Origin of the sequence: Streptomyces sp. NPDC047043 (genome assembly GCF_040644055.1) — a bacterium.
Taxonomy (GTDB): Bacteria; Actinomycetota; Actinomycetes; order Streptomycetales; family Streptomycetaceae; genus Streptomyces.
In genome coordinates this window covers 63,512-85,796 of the sequence record NZ_JBEYVO010000025.1, presented here as the reverse complement: position 1 = coordinate 85,796, position 22,285 = coordinate 63,512, and the positions used below count along the sequence as shown (strand labels likewise).

Here is a 22,285-nt window from a genome sequence, read left to right as displayed (position 1 = left end):
CCGCTCACCTCCCGGCCAGGGACGCGTCGGAGCCGGTGACATCGGGCTCCGAGTCGCCGCCGAACAGCCCGATGAAGCTGTTGGTGTCGGACGCCGCACCCGTCCCGGTGCCACCGAGGGCGAGCGAGTTGTACGTCATGGCCTGCTTGAAGGCGTCCGGCGTACCGATGAAGCCCAGGTCGGACGGGTCGATGTTCTTGATCCGGCCGAGTTCGTCGACCATGCCGGGCCCGACGTACATGCTGGCCAGACCGCGCGGTCCGGCCGCGGTGTACGCGTCCCGGACCGCGGACAGGTTGTCCCCGAACTTGAAGAGGTCCCGCCAGTTGCCGCGGATGGTGCCGAGGTCGTCCACGAAGGAGCCGCGCAGCCCCCGGAAGGCGGCCGCCGCCGACACATCGGGCAGGACCGCGGCGGGCGTGGCTCCGGCCCGCGCTCCGACCATCGACTCGACGAGCACGCGCCGGGCCGCGGAGGACATTCCCGGGTTCCAGCCGCGGACGTACTGTGTCGCGGCGGTCCAGACCCTGCTGCGTCCGACCGTGGCGGCGAGCTTGGCCCCCGAGGAGAAGACGCGTCCGATGCCGAAGGTCGCAAGGCCGAGGACGTCCATCGCGACATCGCCCCAGGAACCGTCGCCGTTGATGGCTAGCAGGAGGTGGCAGACCAGCGAGACGGCCGTCGCCACCAGGGCGATGGTGCCGAGCACACCGGCCAGGGCCTGTCCGATCACTGGGATCCAGCCGACCAGCAGGGAGAGCACTCCGCAGACCGCGGCGACGGCTCCCGCGATGTCGGCGACGGCGTTCAGGGTGTCGCGCAGGTCGTCCAGCCACGAGTCGTTGAGGCCGTCGCTCTCCGTCGTGTCGTGGATGGCGCGGGCCGCCTTGTCGCCCGCGTCCTTGTGGCGGGTCTTCAGCGAGGAGAGCTGTCCGCGCAGTCCGTCCAGCCCGTCCTGGAGGTCGGTCACGCTCTTGTCGAGCTTCTTCTGCCCGGCGTCGTCGGTGTCCTTGGGCGGGTGGTCGGCCTTGGACTTGGCCGTCGTCAGATCGCCGGCCTTCGTCTCCGCCTGCTGCAGCAGCTTGTCGGCCTCGCCCTGGATGGTTTCGAGCTCGGTGTAGTACGTCTTCAGGGCGGATCCGGCGTCGGCGTAGCGGTCGTGCGCCTTGCTCACCGTCTTCGCCGTGTCGGTCGCCTTCTCGGCGAAGGCACGGCCCGCCTTCGAGTCCCAGCTCTCCAGGTTCCCCAGCCGGCGCAGCGCCGCGGCGGTGTCGGAGATGGTCTTCGCGGTGAGTTCGAACCGGCGCGAGAGCGCCTGCATGTCGTGGACGTCGCCGGGCACCGGGTCGCTGCTCTCCCCCAGTACCTCCCACCGGTGGTCCGCGGGCCTGGTCACTTCTTCTGCCCCTTGCCCACGAGCGCGTTGTACAGCGCGGTGTCGACTTCCTTGTAAGCCTTGCCCGCCTCGTGGGCGAGGGTCCCGAGCCCCTGGATCTCCTCGATCATCTTCTTGCGGTTGTCGTCCCAGCCGTCCGAGAAGTCCTGCAGCCGCTCGTGCAGTTTCTGGTGCCCGACGGTGCGGCGGTCGTAGGCGTCCATGAGCTTGTCGAGCCCTTCGAGCTCGGTCGCGACGGTCCGCAGACCGATCCCGGCCGTGTGCAGATCGTCCGTGGAGACCTTGAGCTTCCCCTCGTTGCTCACTCCTGCTCCCCCTTCGTCTCCTCGTCCGGGCGCTGCCAGCGCAGGGTTTCGGCCACGGCGTCGAACAGTCCCACCATGGCGTCCGCGATCGGTTCCAGCGGTGTGCTGAACGTCAGCATCAGCACCTCGTCGCGGTCCGGCACCGGTACGAAGTACTCGACGACGGTGTCCTCGAACTCGGAGCCCAGTTTCCGTGACTGCTTGGTGCGCTGCCGCCGCAGCAGCCGGGCCGCCCGCCCTGCCGCGGGCAGCGTGACCAGGCCGACCTCGCCCGAGCCGGCGAGCGCGGCGACGGCGTCGAGGCCGTCGAACTTCTGCTGCAGATGGGAGACGAGCAGCGAGGCGGACAGCGGGATGCCGCCCACTTCGAGGAACGACAGGTACAGCACCACCCCGCCCTGCTCGACCCCTGCCTGCGCGGTGCCACGCAGTTGTTCCTCCGCCTTCCGGCGCAGGACGGGCTGGTCGTCCAGGCCGGCGAACTGCCGCTTGATCAGTGCGCTCACCGACGCCTCACGGCGGTCCTGCGGCTGCAGCGCAATGCGGTACCAGTCCTCGGGAGTGATCAGCCCGAACACCGGGGTCGCCCGGTGGGGCGCCCTCTCGGACGCTTCTGTGCTCGGCACCTGTCTCAATGTGTTCTCCTGCCCCCGTCGTGCCTCGCGCATCTTAGCGAGCGACAGCCGGGCTGCACCGAGCTCACATCAACCCGTCACGCCTTCCGACGTCCTCCGGCCTTCCTCGCCCCGTCCGGCCAAAGCCTCGGGCTCCGCTTGGCCGCGATGTCCTCGATCCAGCCGAACGCCAGGATCGTCACGCCGATCAGCGGCCAGACCAGGAAGAACATCCAGAGCATGTACGTCGAGTCGAGTGCCGAGACCGCGCGGTCGCTCTGCATGAACGGCAGGTTGTACGCCTGGTCGATGATCGGGACCGTCGCCATGATCAGCATGTTGTGCCAGAGGTAGATGGTGACCGCGCGGTTGTTGGAGAGCGTCACCAGCTTGTCCCACTTCGCCAGGCGGCCCGGCAGTTCCTGCCACGACGGCGAGTACTGGAGAAGGATCACCACGAAACCGAACGACCAGGTCGCCTGGGCGAGCGGGATGTCGTTCAGGTCCCAGCCGTCCGGGCCCAGATGGCCCGACGCCCACCACAGGCCGAACGCCATCAGCAGCGCCGAGCACGAGACGGCGACATAGCGCGGGATCCGCTGCAGCACCCCCTCGTGGTGTGCGAAGCCCAGCACCCAGCAGCCGCCGTACACCGCGAAGTCGCTGACCGCGTTGCCGGTCTCGCCGGGGATCGACACCAGGCCCGTGCCGACGATCGCCGTCAGGCCCAGCGGGGCGAGGAGCGTCGCCCACGGCATACGGCGGAACGCCCACAGCAGCAGAGGCGACGCCACCACGAACCACAGGTACGCCCGCAGGTACCACAGCGGTCCGCACGCCTGTACCGCCCAAGTGTCCTCCAGCAGGCCCGACTTGGAGCCGATGTGCCAGGGGAAGGGCGGGGCGCCGATCGGGATGACGTAGTTGATCAGGTCGACGATGCCCCAGGTGCCGCCGTGGTCCGGGTCCTTCACCGGGTTCCAGCCGCCCGCGAACATCAGCGCCAGCGCCACCGCGCTGAACGCCCAGAGCGGAGGCAGCAGTCGGCGTACCCGTCCCCTGATCACGCTCAGCGCCGGACGGTTCAGCGAGCGCGCCATCAGCGAGCCCGCCAGCGCGAACATCACGCCCATGGAGGGGAACAGGACCGTCAGCCATGCCCAGCCGAACAGGTGGTAGACGACCACGCGGACGAGCGCGATCGAGCGCAGCATGTCCAGGTAGCGGTCGCGGCCCGGCTTCTTCGGCGCAGCCGCGGGAGCAGGCGCAGGCTTCGGCTCGGCCGCCGGCTGCTGCGGGACCCCGTAGAACTGCTGCCCGGTCGTGTATCCGTGGGTCATGCCACGGGCCTCCGATCACTGCTGCTCCGGTGGTTCCGCTGACGCGGGACCGCGCCTCCCGGCGCCCCGACGACTCCCGTGCGCCGCAGCTTCTGCCAGCGCAGGCGGCCGCCGGTGAGTGCCGTGATCCAGGACTGGAGCAGTACGACGTACATGAGCTGGCGGTAGAGGATCTGCTGCAGGGGCAGCGAGATGAGGTGGGTCATGCGTTCGCGGTCGAGGCGGAAGGCGTACGCAGCGCACACGGCCTGGATCGCCAGTACGCCGAGCCAGGCCACGATCGTCTTCTGCGTCGGGCCGAACACGACGCCGTAGATCAGGAATACGTCGATGAGCGGGGCGAGCAGCGGGGCCAGCACCATGAACAGCGACACCAGTGGCAGGCCCACGCGGCCGAAGCGGCCCGACGGGCCCTTCTCCACGATCGCCCGGCGGTGCTTCCAGATCGCCTGCATGGTGCCGTACGACCAGCGGTAGCGCTGGGACCAGAGCTGCTGGACGGTCTCCGGGGCCTCGGTCCAGGCCCTCGCCTTCTCGGCGTACACCACCCGCCAGCCGTCCCGGTGCATGGCCATGGTGATGTCGGTGTCCTCGGCGAGCGTGTCGTCGCTCATTCCGCCGACCCGTTCCAGGGCCGTGCGGCGGAAGGCTCCGACGGCCCCCGGGATCGTGGGCATGCAGCGCAGGATGTCGTACATCCGGCGGTCGAGGTTGAAGCCCATCACGTACTCGATGTGCTGCCAGGCGCCGATCAGCGAATCCCGGTTGCCGACCTTGGCGTTGCCGGCGACGGCGCCCACGCGCGGGTCGCCGAACGGCTGCACCAGCTCCCGTACCGTCGCCGGTTCGAAGACGGTGTCGCCGTCCATCATCACGATGATGTCGTAACGGGCGTTCGCCAGACCGCGGTTGAGGGCGGCGGGCTTGCCCGCGTTCAGCTGGCGCACCACGCGTACGTTCGGCAGGCCCATCGCCTCGACGATCCGCGCCGTGCCGTCGCTCGAGCCGTCGTCGATGACGATCACCTCGATGGGGTGCTCGCTCGCCATCAGTGAACGGACCGTGTTTTCAATGCATTTGGCCTCGTTGTACGCGGGCACGAGCACCGACACCGGCTCCGTCACCGGCGGACCCCAGCTGAAGTCCCGGCGCCGCACCCTTCGCGCATGCGCTCCCGACAGCAGGAGCATCAGCACGAAGCGGCCGATGACCAGGCCGCCGATGATCGCGAGGCCCGCGACCATGACACCCGTGATGTCGTCCGAGGCCCGGACCAGGAAGATCCACGCCTTGCCCTTCCACAGGTCGACGCCGGCGACCCCGGTGTGCGCGCTCGGCGCGTTCAGGGCCTCGGTGAGGTTGTCGAACTCGTATCCCTGCTCCTGGAGTTGGGGCAGGAACCGGTCGAGTGCCTGGACCGTCTGGTGGCGGTCGCCGCCGGAGTCGTGCATCAGGACGATGGCGCCCTTGCCGCCGTGCGGGGTGGCGTTGCGGATGATCCGGTCGACGCCGGGCTTCTGCCAGTCCTCGCTGTCGGTGTTGTTGACGACGGTGATGTAGCCCCGGGTGCCGATGTACTCCGTCACCGGCCAGGACTTGTTGTCCATCGCGTCGGCGAAGGAGGAGTACGGCGGGCGGAAGAGCGAGGTGCGGATGCCGGCCGCGCCGCTGAGCGCGAGCTGGTTCTGGGACAGCTCCCAGTCGATCCGCTTCTTCGACTGGTAGGAGAGGTCCGGGTGGTTGAAGGTGTGCAGGCCCACCTCGTGGCCCTCGTCCACCATCCGCCTGACCAGGTCCGGATAGCGGGAGGTCATCGTGCCCGTGACGAAGAAGACCGCGTGCGCGTGGTGCTTCTCCAGTACGTCCAGGACCTTGGGGGTCCAGGTCGGGTCGGGACCGTCGTCGAAGGTGAGGACCAGGTGGTGGTCGGGCACCTTCAGGCTGGTGGTCTTGCCGCTGCGGGTGTCGATGACCGGGCCGCCGTCCAGGATCTTCTCCGGCACCTTGTCGGCGGAGGCCTCGGGCTGGATGCGGTGGTCGGCCAGGATCTCGCTGTGCACGTACCCGCGCAGCATCAGCATCGCCACCAGGGCGACGAGCACGAGCATGGGCAGCAGCAGACGCATGGGCAGACGGCGACGCGGGGAGCCGCCACGGGCTCCGGTCGCGGGCCCGTGACGGCGGGTGCGGGATGCCATCAGAGGGTGTACTCCGGGGACGGTACGGACGAGGCGACGGGCATACCCCGTTCCTCGGCGATGGGCGAGGGGTTGCTCAGACCGTCGGCCACCGTGCCGGAGCCGGTGCCGACGCCGTCTCCGACCGGCGACTCGGTCGGCGCGACCGTGCTGCCGCTGGGGCTGGGGTCGGGTGAGGCGGGCGTCGTCGGGTCCGACGTGGCCGTCGGCTCCGGGTCGACCGCGCCGGTGCCCGGCTTCGACGACGACTTGGTCGCCGTCGGCCCGGGGGCGGTGGACGCGCCCGATCCGGCGGAGCCGGTGGACGCGCCGGAAGCGGTGCCGCTCGCGTCCGGCGACGCGCTGGTGCCGTCACCGGCACTCGGCGACGAACCGGGCGAGACGCCGGCGCTGCCGGAGGGCTGCGCCGACTCCGCGGGCAGCGAGGAGGGCTCGACCTGCCCGGCCGGCTTGTCGTCCTTCTGCCCCGGCACGGGCAGCCAGGGCGCGTCGGAACTGCCGGACAGCAGGGTCATGACGATGACGACGGCGTAGACCGCGCAGGCGAGGCCGACGGCGATACCGAATCTGCGGAAGCGGCGGCTGCGGCGGCCCGACTCGTCGACGAACACCGGCCCGTCGGAGCCGTCCGCACCACCGGCCGGCCCGCCCTCGGCCCGGCCCATGCGCAGGTCCCGCTGCAGGCTGACGGCGTCGAGCTGGACGGTCACCTCGTGCGGGTCGTGCTCGTGAGCCGGGTCGGTCGATGCGTCCCAGGGGTCGCGAGACCCGCTGTTCAGAACCTGCGTCTCCTCGGCATCGCCGAAGCCCCCACGAGAGGCTCCGCCGAAGCCCTCACGCAGGACTCCGCTTCGTCTGGTGTCCGGAAACGACTGGGTGGTCTCCCGCCCCTCGGCTTCCCCCGTCGTCGAAACGGCCTGGAACCCCGATGGCGCCTGGGGCCATTCCGGTTGGGCGTCTTCCCGCCACTTTTTCACGCGCACGCACATCCCCCCACGGGACAGTTCCGGGTGCGCACACGACCCGAGCACACGTCGACCGAACCCGGCCCCCACCGGCTCCGAGCGCCCCCCTTACCACACCGTGCTCGAGCCACGAATGTAGCGCACACGGAGGTTCTGTGTTGGCCACGTGTCAGTTGCGGGCCCGAATCATGTCCGCGTCAATGGCCGGAATCCATCCATCGGAGGACCGCTCCAGCCATCCCTCCTCGACGGCGATTGCGGCCGCCGCGCGTCGAAGCGCATCGAATCCGGGATGCACCAGCCCCTTCCGCCACACCAGCGACACGGGTGACAAAGGAACCGGATCGATCAAGGGCCTCAGGACCGTGCCGGGCATGGCCGGAAAATCCACCACGGCGAGGATCGGGTTCCGCATCTTGGCCATGATCCGCTGGAACTCCTCGTCGCCGACGGCGAGCGGCGCGGGCGGCGCGATCTCGATACCGCGTCCGCCGAACAGGCGCCTCGCCAGATCTGTCCACTCCGGTGTGCGCGGATTCCCGGCCCCCGCGTACACCGCCTCCCCCGCCAGCGCGGCGAGCGGCACCGCCGGCAGCGAGGCCAGCCGGTGGTCCTCGGGCAGCACGACCGCCATCGGCTCGTAGCGGACGGGCTGGTGGTCCAGCCGGGCCCGCAGCGCGGCGTCCAGCCCCGCGAACCGCCCGAACGACGCGTCGAGCCGCCCGGCCAGCAGCTCCTCCGCCGCGCCCGTCAGCCCGCTCTCGTAGCGGGCCATCAGCTCGTGCTCGGGGGCGAGTTCACGCGCCCGGTGCAGGACGCGGCGCCCGGTGGCCAGCCCCGGGGAGTTCAGGTCGACCAGCAGGGGCCGGGCCTGGCCGAACGCGGCGAGCAGCTCGTCCTGCGCCTGAAGCGCCCGGCGCGCATACGGCAGCAGCCGCTCGCCGTCGGCCGTCAGCGTCACCTGACGGGTGCTGCGCAGGAACAGCTCGGCACCCAACTCCCGCTCCAGCCGCCGCACGTCCCGGCTGAGCGCCTGCTGGGCGACGTAGAGCCGGGCGGCGGCACGCGTGAAGTGCAGCTCCTCGGCGACGGTGACGAAGGCGCGCAGAAGGCGGGGGTCGAGGTGACTGGGCGCGGGCATCCGGCGAACCTACAGCGGAGATGCGTGAATGGGCGCGCGTATTTACCGCGCACCCATTCACAACGGGGGTGCGTCAATCGGCACGAACAAGGTGTTGGACCCCTTGATCGGTTACGGGCGACGGTGTTGCCCATGCCGCAACCGACCCCGCCGAAGACACCTCTGTACACCGTCACCGGGGACTCCCTGGTCGCCGTCGACTTCACTCCCCGCTTCCGCCACCGGCCGCCCGGCCCCTACCGCCGTCTCTTCGCCACCCCCGGCGCCCGTGCCTTCACCGCCGGGAACCTGCTGGCCCGGCTTCCGATGGGCATGTTCAGCGTGAGCGCGGTCGTGATGATCGCCGGTGCGCACGGCTCGTACGCCCTCGCCGGCGCCGTCACCGCGACCGGCCTCGCGGCGACCGCGCTGGTCGCCCCGTGGACCGCGCGGCTCGTCGACCGGCACGGCCAGGCCCGGATCGCCGTGCCCGCCACGGTGATCGCGGCCCTCGGCTCCCTCGCCCTGCTGCTGTGCGTGCGCTTCGACGCCCCGGTCTGGACCCTCTTCGCGTCGTACGCCGCCACCGCGACGACCCCCAACACCGGCGGCATGTCCCGCGCCCGCTGGGCCCATCTGCTGAAGGGCGACGAGTCAGCGCTGCACACCGCGAACTCCTTCGAGCAGGCGGCGGACGAGCTGTGCTTCATGCTGGGCCCGGTGCTCGCGGCCTTCCTGTGCGCGACGTTCTTCCCGGAGGCGGGCACGCTGGTCGGGGCGGTCCTGCTGCTCACGGGCGTGCTGCTGTTCGCCGCGCAACGCTCGACCGAACCGCCGGTGCGCAAGCACGCCCGCGCCAAAACCCCCGTCCGTGCACCCGGCATGCCGCCACTGCTCACCGTCTGCCTGGCCATGGGCGCCGTCTTCGGCTCCATGGAGGTCGTCACGATCGCCTTCGCGGACGCGCAGGGCCACCGCTCGGCGGCGGGCGTCGTCCTCGCGCTGCAGGCGGCGGGTTCGTGCGTGGCGGGTCTGCTGTACGGGGCGCTGCGGCCGAGCGGTCCCGCGGCCGCCCGGCTGCCGTGGTGTCTCGCGGCGATGACGACGCTGATGACCCTGCCCCTGCTCGCGGCCTCCCTCACCGGCTCCCTTCTGCTGCTGGCCCTCGCACTGCTGATCGCCGGGATGGCGACCGCCCCGACGATGGTCACGGCCATGACGCTGGTGCAGCGGCGCACCCCCGAGGGCCGCCTGAACGAGGGCATGACCCTCGCGGTGACCGGCCTGCTCGGCGGCATCGCCTGCGGCTCCGCGACCGGCGGCTGGATGGTGGACCACCTCTCCCCGGTGGCCGGCTTCGGGGTGCCGGTGACGGCGGCCGCGGCGGCGCTGATGATCGCGCTCGCCCACCGGATTCCGACAGTTCCGAACAGCAATTCCCGTCCGATCCATTGACGCGCTCACAGCCGGCACCTACCTTCGCCCGTCGAAGCGCTTCGACGTCATGCATCGAATCGATTCGATGAATCGATCTACGGAGTAACGCTGCGTGACGCCCCGATACCCATCCGACTCCCCCGGAGGCACTGGATGTTGACGGTACGAAGGCGTGTGATTGCGGTCACGGCCGGGATTCTCGGCGGAGCGCTGCTCCTGACCGCCTGCGGCGGCTCGGGCAGCGGGACCGCCGACGCCAAGACGCTGGAGCTCTGGCACTACGAAGGCTCCGACAGCGCGATGGGCGTGGCCTGGAACGCGGCGATCAAGGAGTTCGAGGCGAAGCATCCGGGCGTGAAGGTGAAGTTCGAGGAGAAGGGCTTCGAACAGATCCAGAAGACGGCGCCCATGATCCTCAACTCCTCGGACGTGCCCGACCTCATGGAGTACAACAAGGGCAACGCCACCGCGGGCACACTCGCCAAACAGGGCCTGCTCACCGATCTGACCGCCGAGGCCACCAAGCGCGGCTGGGACAAGAAGCTCAGCGCGGGCGTCCGCACGACCAGCATGTACGACACCGACGGCGTCATGGGCTCCGGCAAGTGGTACGGCGTGACCAACTACGCCGAGTACACGATGGTCTACTACAACAAGGACCTCTTCAAGAAGTACGGGATCACCGAGCCGAAGACGTTCGACGAACTGACCGCCGCCATGGGCAAGTTCACCGCCAAGGGCGTCACCCCGCTCGCCAACGCCGGCGCCGAGTACATGGCCCAGCAGTACCTCTACCAGCTCGCCCTCTCCAGGGCCGACCGCTCCTGGGTCGACAAATACGAGCTGTACAAGGGCAGGACGGACTTCCACGACGCGGCCTGGACGTACGCGGCGGACACCTTCGCCGACTGGGTGAAGAAGGGCTACATCAGCAAGAAGTCCACCAGCACCAAGGCCGAGGACGCGGGCGTCTCCTTCATCCAGGGCAAGGCCCCGATCCTGTTCTCCGGCAGCTGGTGGTACGGCCGCTTCCAGTCGGAGGCCAAGTTCGACTGGGACTCGGCCCTTTGGCCCGGCTCCGACCTGACCCTCGGCTCCGGCGGCAACCTCTGGGTGGTCCCCAAGAACGCCAAGAACAAGGACCTCGCCTACGACTTCATCGACATCACCATGTCGAAGAAGATCCAGAACCTGCTCGGCAACAAGGGCGGCATCCCGGTCGCCGCCGACCCGAGCGCCATCACCGACCCGAAGTCCAAGCAGCTCATCTCCAACTTCAACACCCTCAGCGGCCGTGACGGCCTGGCCTTCTACCCGGACTGGCCGGTCAACGGCTTCTACGACGTCCTCGTCTCCGAGACCCAGAAGCTGATGACGGGCAACGAGAAACCGGACGCCTACCTCAGCGCCCTCCAGCAGGCGTACGACAAGGGCGCGCCGAAGCAATGACGGTCACCGTCGAACGGGGCACGCGGGCCGCCGGCAAGCAGCAGGACTCCGGCGCCCGCCACCCCCGTACCCGCGACTCGTACGCCCTCTTCCTGCTCCCCGGCGTCCTCGCCTTCACGGCGGTCATCGTCGTCCCGTTCCTGATGAACACGGGCGTGAGCTTCACCGAGTGGCAGGGCATCGGCAGCCCCGAGTGGACGGGCCTCGCCAACTACCGCGAGCTGATGGACGATTCGGAGTTCTGGGCGTCCTTCCGGCACAGCCTGTTCATGGTCGTCGCCATGGCCGCCGTACCGACGATGATCGGTCTCGTCCTGGCCGCCGCGCTGTTCGACTACATCGGCAAGCACTTCGGGTCGAGGTGGGCGGCGGTGCTCCGCGCCTGCTTCTACCTCCCGCAGGTCCTGCCGATCGCGGTCGCGGGCATCGTCTGGAGCTGGATCCTCGCCCCCGACAACGGCTCCCTCAACGAGCTGTTGAAGGCAGTGGGGTTGAGTTCCTGGCAGCAGGACTGGCTGGGCGACCCTGACATCGCGCTGTACAGCGTCATGGGGGTCATGGTCTGGGTCCAGATCGGCTTCCCGCTGGTCGTCTTCATGGCAGGTCTGCAACGCGTCGACCCGCAGCTGTACGAGGCGGCCGAGCTGGACGGCGCCGGCTGGTGGCGGCGCTTCTGGCACATCACGCTGCCGCAGATCCGCCCGGAGATCTACGTCGTCCTGACCTGGTGCACGATCGCCGCGCTCAAGGTGTTCGGCGCGGTGTACGTGCTGACCAAGGGCGGCCCGGGCGGTGCGACGGACGTCCCGTCCTACTTCTCCTTCTCCACGTTCTTCGAGAAGACGCAGGTGGGCTATGGCGCCGCGATCTCCACGGTCCTCACCGTGATCATCCTGGCCCTCTCGCTGATCCTCCTGAAACTCCAGACCAGAGCAGAAGAGGGTGACCGCGCATGACCACCACCCTGCGCCGGTACCCGGTGCTGATCGCCCTGTGCATAGCGGCCCTCTTCATGGTGGTCCCGTTCCTGATCGTCACGGTCAACGCGATCAAGTCCCCGGCCGAGTACTCCCAGAACGGCCCGCTCAGCCTCCCCGACGGCCTCTACCTGGACGGCCTGAAGGACTTCTGGCAGCGGGTGGACTACGGCCAGAAACTCTTCAACTCGGTCCTGATCAGCGGCTCGGTGGCGGTCCTCGCCGCAATCCTCTCCGTCCTCAACGCATACGCGATCGGCATCGGAAGGATCAAGGGCCGCACCTGGGTGCTCGCCTTCTTCGTCCTCGCGAACATGCTTCCGCAGGAGGCGCTGGTCTACCCGGTCTACTACCTGAGCAAGCAAGTCGGCCTGTACGACACCAGGTTGAGCGTGATCATCGTCTTCACGGTGATCCAGGCGGCCTTCGGCACGTATCTGCTCTCGTCCGTCCTGGGCCAGTTCCCCCGCGAGATCATCGAGGCGGCCCGGATCGACGGCGCGAACAAGTGGCAGGTCCTGTGGCGGATCGTCGTCCCGGTGAGCCGCCCGACGATCGGCGTCCTGCTCGTCTTCTTCTTCATCTGGACCTGGAACGAGTTCCTGCTCCCCCTGGTCATGCTGATCTCCAACGACAACCAGACGGTGTCGGTGGCCCTCGGCGTCCTCCAGGGCCAGCGCCTGATGGACGCCACGATGACCAACGCGGCGGCCCTCCTCGGCGTACTCCCCGCGATCGTGTTCTTCCTCGTCTTCCAACGGACCCTCACCCGCGGCATCGCCGTGGGTGCTGTGAAGTAAGGACCCCCCACGTGAAGTTCACCGATGGTTACTGGCTGCTGCGCGAGGGCGTCACCGCGGCCCACCCCGTCGAGGTCCTCGATGTCACCGCAGCGGACGGCTCGCTGGAGATCCATGCGCCGACCCAGCCCATCCGCCACCGCGGCGACCTGCTGAAGGGACCGGTCGTGACGATCAGCACGCACACCCCGATGCCCGACGTCATCGGCGTCACCTTCACGCACTTCGAGGGGGAGCAGCCGCGCGGACCCGAATTCGACGTACAGCAGGAGGAGTTCGCGGCTCACACGGAGCACGACGAGGAGCACGCGACCCTGACCTCCGGCGCCCTGTCCGTCCGGGTGGCCCGCACCGGCACCTGGCACGTGGACTTCCTCGCCCACGGCCACACGCTCACCTCCAGCGGCCCCAAGGGCATGGGCATCATGCGGGACACCGCCACCCGGGCCCACTACCTGCGCGAACAGCTCAACCTCGGCGTAGGTACCTCCGTCTACGGCCTGGGTGAGCGCTTCGGCCCCCTCGTCAAGAACGGCCAGGTCGTCGACATCTGGAACGCCGACGGCGGCACGGCGACCGAACAGGCCTACAAGAACGTCCCGTTCTATCTGACGGACGCCGGCTACGGCGTCTTCGTCGACCACCCCGGCAAGGTCTCCTTCGAGGTCGGCTCGGAAGCGGTCTCGAGGGTCCAGTTCAGCGCCGAGACACAGGAGTTGACGTACTACGTCATCTACGGACCCTCCCCCAAGGAGATCCTCCGCAAGTACACGGCCCTCACCGGCCGCCCGGCGCTCCCGCCCGCCTGGTCCTTCGGCCTGTGGCTGTCGACGTCCTTCACGACGTCGTACGACGAGGAGACGGTGACCTCCTTCATCGAGGGCATGCGGGAGCGCGAACTCCCGCTCTCCGTCTTCCACTTCGACTGCTTCTGGATGCGCGAGTTCAACTGGTGCGACTTCCAGTGGGACCCTCGGGTCTTCCCCGACCCGGAGGGCATGCTGACCCGGCTGCGCGACCGCGGTCTGCGCGTCTGTGTGTGGATCAACCCGTACATCGCCCAGCGCTCCCCGCTCTTCGCGGAGGGCAAGGCCCTCGGCCACCTGCTGAAGCGGCCGGACGGCAGCGTCTGGCAGTGGGACATGTGGCAGCCGGGCATGGCGCTGGTCGACTTCACCAGCCCGGCCGCCCGCGACTGGTACGCCGCCAAGCTGGAGGCGCTGCTCGCGCAGGGCGTCGACTGCTTCAAGACCGACTTCGGCGAACGGGTGCCGGTGGACGTCACCTGGTCCGACGGCTCCGACCCGGAGCGGATGCACAACTACTACACGTACCTCTACAACCGCACCGTCTTCGACGTGCTGCGCAAACACCGCGGCGAGGGCGAGGCCGTCCTCTTCGCACGCTCGGCGACCACGGGAAGCCAGCGGTTCCCGGTGCACTGGGGCGGTGACTGCGAGGCGACGTACGAGTCGATGGCCGAGTCGCTGCGCGGCGGCCTCTCCCTCGGTCTGTCCGGTTTCGGCTACTGGAGCCACGACATCGGCGGCTTCGAAGGCACCCCGACCCCCGCCCTGTTCAAGCGGTGGCTCGCCTTCGGCCTGCTGTCCTCGCACAGCCGCCTGCACGGCAGCTCCTCGTACCGCGTCCCCTGGCTCTTCGACGAGGAATCCGTCGACGTGCTGCGGCAGTTCACCCGGCTGAAGCTCAACCTCATGCCCTACCTCTACGAGGCCGCGCGCACCGCCCACGCCGAGGGTGTGCCGATGATGCGGGCGATGGTGCTGGAGTTCCCGGACGACCCCGGGTGCGCGCATCTGGAGCGGCAGTACATGCTGGGGCCGGATCTGCTGGTGGCGCCGGTCTTCAGCGACGAGGGGGACGTCGACTACTACGTGCCCGAGGGCACCTGGACCCACTTCCTCAGCGGACGGACGGTGACCGGGCCGCGCTGGGTGCGCGAACGCCACGGCTTCCTGAGCGTGCCGCTGCTGGTGCGGCCGGGTGCCGTGATCCCGGTGGGGGCTGTGCACGACCGGCCCGACTACGACCATGCCGACGGGGTGACCCTGCGGGCGTACGGCCTTGAGCGCGGCGCGCAGGTGACGGTGCCGGTCGGGGACGTGAGCTTCACCGTCGTACGCGAAGGGGACACCCTGCGGGCCTCGTGCAGTGATCCGGTGGCCGAGTGGAGCCTGACGGCCGGGGAGCGGACCGTGCGGGCGCAGGCCGGGACCGGGTTCCTCTCGCTGGAGCTGGGCTGATGGTGAAGATCACGGATGTGGCGCGGTACGCCGGGGTCTCCCCCAGCACCGTGTCCTACGCGCTCAGCGGCAAGCGCCCGATCTCCGAGGAGACCCGGCAGCGGGTCGAGGCCGCCATCCTCGAACTGGGCTACCGCCCGCACGCGGGCGCCCGCGCCCTGGCCAGCAGTCGGTCGAACGTCCTGGCGCTGGTGGTCCCCTTACGGGCCGGCATCCACGTCCCGGTGGTCATGCAGTTCGCGGTGTCCGTCGTGACGACCGCGCGCCGGTACGACCATGACGTGCTGCTCCTCACCCAGGAGGAGGGCGAGGACGGACTGCGCCGGGTCGCCGACACCGCGCTGGTGGACGCGCTGATCGTGATGGACGTCCAACTGCACGATGCCCGGCTGCCGTTGCTGCGCTCGCTGGACCGGCCGTCGGTGATGATCGGTTTCCCGGCCGGGTCGGACGGGCTGACCTGCATCGACCTGGACTTCAAGGCGGCCGGCGAGGCGTGTGTGGAGCATCTGGCGCGGCTGGGGCACCGGGTGGTGGCGTTGGTGGGGTCCCCGCCGGAGGTCTATGTGCGCGGGACGGCGTTCGCCCAGCGGGTGGTGCAGGGCTTCACGGCCGCCGCCGACCGCAGCGGGCTGTCCTCATCCGTCCACCCGTGCGAGGCCTCGCCGGGGGCCGCCCGGCTGGTCGCCGAGCAACTGCTGCGCGAACAGCCCGCTTTGACCGGGGTCGTCGTCCACAACGAGGCGATCCTGGAGCCGCTGATCGACGCCTTCGAGCAGCTCGGGCTGCGGGTCCCCGGCGACCTCTCCGTCACCGCCATCTGTCCCGACGAACTCGCCGAGACCGTCCGCGTCCCCGTCACCGCCGTCGCCCTGCCCTCGGCCGAGGTGGGCGAACGGGCCGTGCAGCTGCTGATGAAGAAGCTGGGCGGCACCGCCGTACCGGAGGCGACGCTGCTGCCGCCCCGGATGACGGAGCGGGCCAGCACGGCACCGCGCGACGCCTGAACACCTGCCCGTCCCCCTTGTGCAAGGCCCTACTTGAAGGAGCCGTGACATGAAAGGCAAGAGACCCGCACGCATCAGACGCAGATCCACGTACATCGTGGCCCTGGCCCTCGTCGCCGGACTCGGCGCCACCGTCCCCGCCCACGCCGACGAGCCGGCCTACCCCTTCCGCGACCCGAGCCTCTCCGTGGACGCCCGAGTCCTTGACCTGCTCTCGCGCCTCACCCTCGCCGAGAAGATCTCCCTGCTGCACCAGTACGAGCCGGCGATCCCCCGCCTCGGCATCCAGTCCTTCCGCACCGGCACCGAGGCGCTGCACGGAGTGGCCTGGCTCGGGAAGGCGACGGTCTTCCCGCAGGCCGTCGGGCTGGCCTCCACCTGGGACCCGTCCCTGATCCGGCAGGTCGGCTCGGCGGTCGGCGACGAGGCACGGGGCTTCCAGCAGACCCGCCCGGCCGGCTGGGGCCTGAACCTCTGGGCGCCCGTGGTCAACCTGCTGCGCGACCCGCGCTGGGGCCGCAACGAGGAGGGCTACTCCGAGGACCCGTACCTCACGGGCTCGATCTCCACGGCGTACGGCACGGGCCTGACCGGCGGCGATCCGGACCACCTGAAGACGGCCCCGACCATCAAGCACTTCCTGGCCAACAACAACGAGGCGGGCCGCGACACCACTTCCTCCGAACTGCGCCCGCGCGTCCTGAAGGAGTACGACGAGCAGGCCTTCAAACCGGCGATCGAGGCGGACGCGGCGACCGGCGTGATGTCGTCCTACAACCTCGTCAACGGCCGCCCGAACACGGTGAATCCGGCGCTCGACGACACCGTCCGCACCTGGACCTCGCAGCGGCTGCTCAACGTGACGGACGCGTTCGCGCCCGGCAACCTGGTCGGCAGCCAGAAGTACTACGGCACCCAGACGGAGGCCGACGCGGCGGCGCTGAAGGCGGGCATCGACAGCTTCACCGACAACGACACGGACTCCGCCCCGACGACCACCGCGATCAAGTCGGCGCTGTCCACCGGCCTGTTGCAGGAGTCGGACGTCGACAAGGCCGCCGCTGACGTTCTGAGCGTCCGCGTCCGGCTCGGCGAGTTCGACCCGGGCGGCGGCAGGTACGGCTCCATCGACGCCTCCGTCATCGACAGCCCGGCGCACCGCGCGCTGGCCCGCAGGTCGGCGACCGAGGCGGCCGTACTGCTGAAGAACCAGTCGGGCGCGCTGCCGCTCAAGAAGACCGCGAAGGACGTTGCCGTGGTCGGCCCGCTCGCCGACACCCTGTACACCGACTGGTACTCGGGGAGCCTGCCGTACGCAGTGACGCCCGCGCAGGGCATCGCGGCGAAGCTCGGCACGTCCGTCGCGAGCAGCGAAGGCGTGGACCGGATCGCGCTGAAGGACGCGGCGACCGGCAAGTACGTGACGGCGGGCACGGGGGACGCGGGCGCCGCGCTGAAGGAGTCGGCGGACACGGGCACGACAACCCAGTTCGACGTGTTCGACTGGGGCTCCGGAATCGTCACCCTGCGCTCGGCGGCCAACGGCAAGTACGTCGGCTACAACTGGTCGAACTTCGTCAACGACCAGGCACAGCCGAACGGTTGGTTCGTCCAGCAGCAGTTCAAGCTGGAGGAGCAGACCGACGGCACGTACCTCCTGCGCTACGCCGGCTACGAGACGGCCGAGTCCTGGTGGTCGAACCCGGTCTACCTCGGCCCGACCGGCACGGACGGCACGCTCGGTCTGGTGTCGAAGGACCAGGCCGCCCACTACACGAAGGACGTCGTCCGCAGCGGTGTCGACGAGGCGGTGGCCGCGGTGAAGGGCAAGGACACGGCTGTGGTCGTGGTCGGCTCCGACCCGTCGATCAACGGCCGCGAGGCCCACGACCGCACCGACATGGCCCTCGCTCCCGCCCAGGAGTCCCTGGTCAGGGCGGTGCGCAAGGCCAACCCGAACACGGTGGTGATCGTCGAGAACAGCTACCCGACCACCCTCGGCTCGCTCCAGAAGGAGGTCCCGGCCCTCCTGTGGACCACCCACGCGGGCCAGGAGACCGGCAACGCCCTCGCCGACCTCCTCTACGGCGACGCGAACCCGTCGGGCCGCCTCACCCAGACCTGGTACCGCTCCGACTCCGACCTGCCGTCGATCCTCGACTACGACATCATCAAGTCGGACCGCACATACCAGTACTTCAAGGGGCAGGCGCTCTACCCGTTCGGCTACGGCCTGTCGTACACCTCCTTCCGCTACGGCGGGTTGAGACGCACGGGCGACGGCTACGAGGTCGCGGTCACCAACACCGGCAGCCGTACCGGCGCCGAGGTCGTCCAGCTCTACACCCACCAGCGCACCTCCCGCGACAAGCAGCCGCTGAAGCAGCTGAAGTCCTTCCAGCGGGTGTCGCTGAGGCCGGGCGAGACGAGGACGGTCCGACTGGAGGTGCGGCAGTCCGACCTGGCGCACTGGGACGTCACCCGCGCCAAGTGGACGGTGGAGAGCGGCACTTACGACGTCCTGGTCGGCTCCTCCTCCACTGACATCCGGGCCCGTACGGCCTGGCAGGTGAAGGGCGAGACGATCCCGCCGCGCGACCTGTCCCGGGTGACACACGCCGAGACCTTCGACGACTACTCGGCCGTCGGCCTGGTCGACGAGTCCAAGGCGAGCGGTACGGCGGTGTCGTCGTCGTCCGACGGCGCGTGGCTGAAGTTCGCGGACACGCAACTGGGCAAGGGCGCCCAGGAGTTCAGCGCCCGGGCCGCCGGAACGTCACCCGGCACGGTCGAGGTCCGGCTCGGCTCCCCGACCGGCCCCCTCGCCGGCACCGCGAGCTTCCCGGGCACGGCATCGCCGTACGACTACACGACGGTGACCGCGAAGCTGTCGGGCGCGGCGAAGGGCCGTACGGACGTCTACCTGGTCCTGTCGAAGGGCCTGCGCCTGTCGGAGTTCAGCCTGAGGTGAGGCCCCAGGCGAGCCCGAGCCGGTAGGCGGCGCACAGGTTCACGTCGAGGATGTAGGCCCCGGCAGTCCCGCACTGGGCGGTGCCACTGCCGGGGTCGACGGGCTGCCCGTGCCCCATGCCGGTGATGCTGTACGTCTCGACCACGGCGTTCCCGCCGGCGTCCCTGAAGACCTGGTGCGGATACCCGGCGACGGTGTCGCTCACGTCCGCCGTCTGGTCGGCGCCGTGCACATCGGTCCACTGCTTCATCAGGTCGGTCATGTTGACGGGCTTCACGGTGTAGTCGGCGCTGCCCTGGAAGACGGTGAGGGTGGGCCAGGGGCCGGTGTAGCCGGGCCGGGCGGCGCGCACCCGGTCGCCCCACTGCTTCGCCGACTGCGTGGCACCGACGTACATGCACACATACGGCGACCCGGCGGCCTGCGCGCATCCGTACGGCAGCCCGGCGACGACGCCGCCCGCGGCGAACTTCTCCGGGTAGTCCGCCATCATCACGGCGGTCATGCCACCGCCCGCGGACAGCCCGGTGACATACACCCGCGAGGCGTCCCCGCCGACGTCGGCGAGCTGGCGGTCCACCATCTGCGCGACGCTGGCGGCCTCGCCCTGTCCGCGCGCGATGTCACCGCTCTGGAACCAGTCGAAGCAGGACGAGGCGTTGTTGGCGGTGGTCTGCTGCGGCAGCACCACGGAGAACCCCCACCGGTCGGCGAGCTGGATCCACCCGCTGCCGTTGCCGTATCCGGCGGCGTCCTGGGTGCATCCATGCAGCGCGACGACGACCGGACGGCCGGCGGGCAGCCCGTCGGGGACGTACCGGAACATACGGAGCGCCCCGGGGTTCGTACCGAATCCGGTCACCTCCTGGAGGGAGGCGGCGGCCGCCCTGCCGGGGGTGAGGAGGGCGGCGAACAGGGCGACCAGCAGGGTCGCGAGGACGGTGATGTGACGTGCGGCTCTGGTCTGGGTCATGGGGAGGGACCGTAGAAGCGTGAACGACCCCCGAATATGTGGCCCGGCACCACAAAAAGAGCCTCTGACCTGGGTAGGTCAGAGGCTCTTCGACATGGGATGGGGGTCTGGGGGTCATTCCCCCAGACCCCACCTTCACCTCGTGGAGATGGCGGGAATCGAACCCGCGTCCAACGGTGCGGAATCAGGGCTTCTCCGTGTGCAGTTCGCTGAGATTTTCTCGGCCCCGGCGATCACGCGAACAAGTCGCCGACGGGCCCAGTCACTGTTTGGTTTCCCTCTTCACCCCGTGACCGGGATCAAGGTTTAGTCCCCTAGCTGATGCCAGGATCCGGGTCGGGAACACCCCCGGGCTGACACTCCCATTAAGGAGCTATTCGATCACTACCTGATCAGGCAGCGAGAGCGAAAAGCTCGGGAGAATCGCTCTTGGAATTGGCGATTATTTTTTGCGACATATGGTTTACGAGATCATTGCCGCTTCCTCGACACGCTTCCCCTGCTTCGACAGCCGCTGTCGAAACCGATCATCCCCATGTTTTGTTTTCAATGCGCACACCGGGCCTTCGTCCGGTGTTGGTGCCATCGTACGTGACCAACGCACGCCGATGCCACCGTATTCCCCGCGGCCGACCGGCTACGCGCCCCGCTGCTTCCGCTTCGCCGCCGCGATCGCCCGGTCCGACTCCCGCCGGTCCTGCTTCTCCCGCAGGGTCTGGCGCTTGTCGTACTCCTTCTTGCCTCGCGCGAGCGCGATCTCGGCCTTCGCCCGGCCGTCCCTGAAGTACAGGGCGAGGGGCACGATCGTGTGACCCGTCTCCTGCGCCTTCGACTCCAGCTTGTCGATCTCCTCGCGGTGCAGCAGCAGCTTCCGCTTGCGGCGCGCGGAGTGGTTGGTCCAGCTGCCCTGGTGATACTCCGGGATGTGGGCGTTGTGCAGCCACGCCTCACCCCGGTCGATCTGGACGAAGCCGTCGGTCAGCGAGGTCCGTCCCTCGCGCAGCGACTTGACCTCGGTGCCGGTCAGCACGAGCCCGGCCTCGTAGGTGTCGACGATCGCGTAGTCGTGCCGGGCCTTCTTGTTCTGGGCGACGATCTTGCGCTTGCCGCCCTTCTCGCCGTCCCTGGCCTTCGCGGCCGCCCCGCCCTGCTTGGGCTGGGACTCCTTCGGTACGTACATTCCCTTGCTCATAGTGCCGTCCATTTTCGCACTACGGAGGGGTGTCGGGGCCAGCCCTTAATCCGGGTCGATCGGTCCGGTCGGCCCCTAGTCGGCGTCGCCGAGTCCGCTGAGGACCGTCTCGGCCCGCGCGACGGTGGCCTGCTGGTCGGCCTGCTCGACGTCCAGGTCGGGCGTGATGCCCCGGCCGTCCACGGTGTGGCCGGAGGGGGTGCGGTAGTGCCCGACGGTCAGTTCGGCGACGGAGCCGCCGGGCAGCCGGCTCGGCATCTGGACCGAGCCCTTGCCGAAGGTGCGGGAGCCCACGACGACCGCGCGGCCGCGGTCCTGCAGGGCGCCGGTGAGCAGCTCGGCCGCGCTCATCGTCCCGCCGTCGACGAGCGCGACCAGGGGTCTGGTGGTGTCGCCGCCGGAGTCGGCGTGCAGGGCGCGCTGTGCGCCGTCGACGTCGTACGTGGCGACGAGGCCGCCGTCGAGGAAGGCGGAGGCGGCGGTGACGGCCTCGGTGACCAGGCCGCCGGAGTTGCCGCGCAGGTCGAGGATGATGCCGGTGCCGACCGGGGCCTGCCGCACGGCGGTGCGGACGACGTCGCCGACGCCCTTGGTGAACGCGGCGATCCTGATGACGGTGACACCGTCGGCGAGTTTTCGAACAGTGACCGAGTCGGTGGACAGACGGGCCCGGCGCAGGGTCTCGGTCCACGCGCGCGTGCCGCGCTGCAGGCCGAGCTCGACCTCCGTGCCGGCGGCCGCGTCGGTGGCGTCGCCGCGCAGTAGGGACACGACCTCGGTGACGGGCTGCCCGTCGACCTTCCGGCCGTCGATGCTGCGCAGCCGGTCGCCCTTGCGGATCCCGGCGGTCGCGGCGGGCGACCCGGACTGCACCCTGGTCACCTCGATACGGCCGTCCCGCTCCCGCCGGGCCCACAGGCCGACGCCGGTGTACTGGCCGTCGAGGGCCTCCTCGAACTCCTGGTACTCGCCCTCGGAGTAGACGGCGCCCCAGCGGTCCCCGCTGCGGCTTACGGCGCGCTCGGCGGCCTCCATGGGGGACTTGCCGTTCGCCATGGCCTCCTCGGCCGCCTTGGCGACGTCCTCGTGATGACCGGCGGGGACGGCCGAACGGGCGGCTCCGGACACGGATTTCCGGTCGCTCTCGGGAAAGGAGCCGGTCGCGGCGGCGGCGACGAGCACGCTCGCGAAGACCAATGTCAGGGCGGCCCCGCGGCGGATGCGGCGGGGCTGGCAGAACAGGTCACGACCTGACATGCCGGTGAGTCTAGGACAAC

At 69.6% G+C, this 22,285-nt stretch carries 17 protein-coding genes and 1 other RNA gene; 7 read left to right on the top strand and 11 right to left on the bottom strand.

What is annotated here, in order from left to right; all coding sequences use genetic code 11:
* Positions 1 to 4: 4 nt before the first annotated feature.
* From ABZ880_RS34395 to ABZ880_RS34365, 7 genes are all read right to left on the bottom strand, one after another.
* Positions 5 to 1,396 (bottom strand): hypothetical protein, encoded by a 1,392-nt coding sequence (locus tag ABZ880_RS34395; protein WP_361271074.1) that lies wholly within the window; start codon positions 1,394 to 1,396, stop codon positions 5 to 7.
* Positions 1,393 to 1,701 (bottom strand): hypothetical protein, encoded by a 309-nt coding sequence (locus ABZ880_RS34390; protein ID WP_361271071.1) that lies wholly within the window; start codon positions 1,699 to 1,701, stop codon positions 1,393 to 1,395. Before ABZ880_RS34390 ends, ABZ880_RS34395 begins: the two co-directional genes overlap by 4 nt.
* Positions 1,698 to 2,327, bottom strand: a complete 630-nt coding sequence (locus ABZ880_RS34385; protein ID WP_361271069.1) for a hypothetical protein — start codon at positions 2,325 to 2,327, stop codon at positions 1,698 to 1,700. The genes ABZ880_RS34390 and ABZ880_RS34385 overlap by 4 nt, the downstream gene beginning before the upstream one ends.
* 86 nt (positions 2,328 to 2,413) lie before the next feature.
* Positions 2,414 to 3,655 carry an acyltransferase gene (locus ABZ880_RS34380; RefSeq protein WP_361271066.1) on the bottom strand — a complete coding sequence of 414 codons (1,242 nt, stop codon included), beginning with the start codon at positions 3,653 to 3,655 and terminating at the stop codon, positions 2,414 to 2,416.
* A complete protein-coding gene (locus tag ABZ880_RS34375) occupies positions 3,652 to 5,853 on the bottom strand; it encodes a glycosyltransferase (protein WP_361271062.1) in 2,202 nt (733 codons plus the stop codon). The genes ABZ880_RS34380 and ABZ880_RS34375 overlap by 4 nt, the downstream gene beginning before the upstream one ends.
* Complete coding sequence (locus ABZ880_RS34370; RefSeq protein ID WP_361271059.1) at positions 5,853 to 6,563, bottom strand: hypothetical protein; 711 nt, start codon at positions 6,561 to 6,563, stop codon at positions 5,853 to 5,855. Before ABZ880_RS34370 ends, ABZ880_RS34375 begins: the two co-directional genes overlap by 1 nt.
* Before the next feature lie 424 nt (positions 6,564 to 6,987).
* Positions 6,988 to 7,959, bottom strand: coding sequence for a LysR family transcriptional regulator (locus ABZ880_RS34365; protein ID WP_361271056.1), 972 nt, complete (start codon positions 7,957 to 7,959; stop codon positions 6,988 to 6,990).
* 132 nt (positions 7,960 to 8,091) lie between these two features.
* Between ABZ880_RS34365 and ABZ880_RS34360 the strand changes: the two genes are divergently transcribed.
* The 7 genes from ABZ880_RS34360 to ABZ880_RS34330 all read left to right on the top strand — a co-directional run bounded on the left by ABZ880_RS34360 (position 8,092) and on the right by ABZ880_RS34330 (position 18,843).
* Positions 8,092 to 9,393, top strand: coding sequence for an MFS transporter (locus ABZ880_RS34360; RefSeq protein ID WP_361271053.1), 1,302 nt, complete (start codon positions 8,092 to 8,094; stop codon positions 9,391 to 9,393).
* A 135-nt stretch (positions 9,394 to 9,528) separates the two neighbouring features.
* Positions 9,529 to 10,824, top strand: coding sequence for an extracellular solute-binding protein (locus tag ABZ880_RS34355; protein WP_361271050.1), 1,296 nt, complete (start codon positions 9,529 to 9,531; stop codon positions 10,822 to 10,824).
* Positions 10,821 to 11,780, top strand: a complete 960-nt coding sequence (locus ABZ880_RS34350) for a sugar ABC transporter permease (protein WP_361271047.1) — start codon at positions 10,821 to 10,823, stop codon at positions 11,778 to 11,780. Before ABZ880_RS34355 ends, ABZ880_RS34350 begins: the two co-directional genes overlap by 4 nt.
* The gene (locus ABZ880_RS34345; protein ID WP_361271045.1) at positions 11,777 to 12,601 is read left to right on the top strand and encodes a carbohydrate ABC transporter permease; all 825 of its coding nucleotides are present in this window, start codon (positions 11,777 to 11,779) and stop codon (positions 12,599 to 12,601) included. The genes ABZ880_RS34350 and ABZ880_RS34345 overlap by 4 nt, the downstream gene beginning before the upstream one ends.
* 11 nt (positions 12,602 to 12,612) lie before the next feature.
* Positions 12,613 to 14,865, top strand: coding sequence for an alpha-xylosidase (gene yicI / locus ABZ880_RS34340; protein ID WP_361271043.1), 2,253 nt, complete (start codon positions 12,613 to 12,615; stop codon positions 14,863 to 14,865).
* On the top strand, positions 14,865 to 15,872 hold the full coding sequence (locus ABZ880_RS34335; RefSeq protein WP_361271040.1) for a LacI family DNA-binding transcriptional regulator: 1,008 nt from the start codon (positions 14,865 to 14,867) through the stop codon (positions 15,870 to 15,872). The genes yicI and ABZ880_RS34335 overlap by 1 nt, the downstream gene beginning before the upstream one ends.
* A gap of 49 nt (positions 15,873 to 15,921) precedes the next feature.
* A complete protein-coding gene (locus ABZ880_RS34330; protein ID WP_361271038.1) occupies positions 15,922 to 18,843 on the top strand; it encodes a glycoside hydrolase family 3 C-terminal domain-containing protein in 2,922 nt (973 codons plus the stop codon).
* On the opposite strand, the gene ABZ880_RS34325 is transcribed toward ABZ880_RS34330, so the two are convergent.
* From ABZ880_RS34325 to ABZ880_RS34310, 4 genes are all read right to left on the bottom strand, one after another.
* Positions 18,830 to 19,816 (bottom strand): PHB depolymerase family esterase, encoded by a 987-nt coding sequence (locus tag ABZ880_RS34325; protein WP_361271035.1) that lies wholly within the window; start codon positions 19,814 to 19,816, stop codon positions 18,830 to 18,832. The two genes, ABZ880_RS34330 and ABZ880_RS34325, sit on opposite strands and share 14 nt — an antisense overlap.
* Before the next feature lie 140 nt (positions 19,817 to 19,956).
* Positions 19,957 to 20,351, bottom strand: a transfer-messenger RNA (tmRNA) gene (ssrA, locus tag ABZ880_RS34320).
* 102 nt (positions 20,352 to 20,453) lie between these two features.
* On the bottom strand, positions 20,454 to 20,996 hold the full coding sequence (smpB, locus tag ABZ880_RS34315; RefSeq protein ID WP_030943448.1) for an SsrA-binding protein SmpB: 543 nt from the start codon (positions 20,994 to 20,996) through the stop codon (positions 20,454 to 20,456).
* Positions 20,997 to 21,083: 87 nt separating this feature from the next.
* A complete protein-coding gene (locus ABZ880_RS34310) occupies positions 21,084 to 22,265 on the bottom strand; it encodes a S41 family peptidase (protein WP_361271032.1) in 1,182 nt (393 codons plus the stop codon).
* Positions 22,266 to 22,285 lie beyond the last annotated feature (20 nt).

What these genes read in the sequence shown, in the direction of transcription:
- ABZ880_RS34310 (WP_361271032.1), bottom strand. Translation starts at nt 22,265, where the DNA reads ATGTCAGGTCGTGACCTGTTCTGCCAGCCCCGCCGCATCCGCCGCGGG.
- ABZ880_RS34360 (WP_361271053.1), top strand. Translation starts at nt 8,092, where the DNA reads ATGCCGCAACCGACCCCGCCGAAGACACCTCTGTACACCGTCACCGGG.
- ABZ880_RS34365 (WP_361271056.1), bottom strand. Translation starts at nt 7,959, where the DNA reads ATGCCCGCGCCCAGTCACCTCGACCCCCGCCTTCTGCGCGCCTTCGTC.
- ABZ880_RS34345 (WP_361271045.1), top strand. Translation starts at nt 11,777, where the DNA reads ATGACCACCACCCTGCGCCGGTACCCGGTGCTGATCGCCCTGTGCATA.
- ABZ880_RS34380 (WP_361271066.1), bottom strand. Translation starts at nt 3,655, where the DNA reads ATGACCCACGGATACACGACCGGGCAGCAGTTCTACGGGGTCCCGCAG.
- ABZ880_RS34355 (WP_361271050.1), top strand. Translation starts at nt 9,529, where the DNA reads ATGTTGACGGTACGAAGGCGTGTGATTGCGGTCACGGCCGGGATTCTC.
- ABZ880_RS34335 (WP_361271040.1), top strand. Translation starts at nt 14,865, where the DNA reads ATGGTGAAGATCACGGATGTGGCGCGGTACGCCGGGGTCTCCCCCAGC.
- ABZ880_RS34325 (WP_361271035.1), bottom strand. Translation starts at nt 19,816, where the DNA reads ATGACCCAGACCAGAGCCGCACGTCACATCACCGTCCTCGCGACCCTG.
- ABZ880_RS34350 (WP_361271047.1), top strand. Translation starts at nt 10,821, where the DNA reads ATGACGGTCACCGTCGAACGGGGCACGCGGGCCGCCGGCAAGCAGCAG.
- smpB (WP_030943448.1), bottom strand. Translation starts at nt 20,996, where the DNA reads ATGTACGTACCGAAGGAGTCCCAGCCCAAGCAGGGCGGGGCGGCCGCG.
- ABZ880_RS34375 (WP_361271062.1), bottom strand. Translation starts at nt 5,853, where the DNA reads ATGGCATCCCGCACCCGCCGTCACGGGCCCGCGACCGGAGCCCGTGGC.
- ABZ880_RS34330 (WP_361271038.1), top strand. Translation starts at nt 15,922, where the DNA reads ATGAAAGGCAAGAGACCCGCACGCATCAGACGCAGATCCACGTACATC.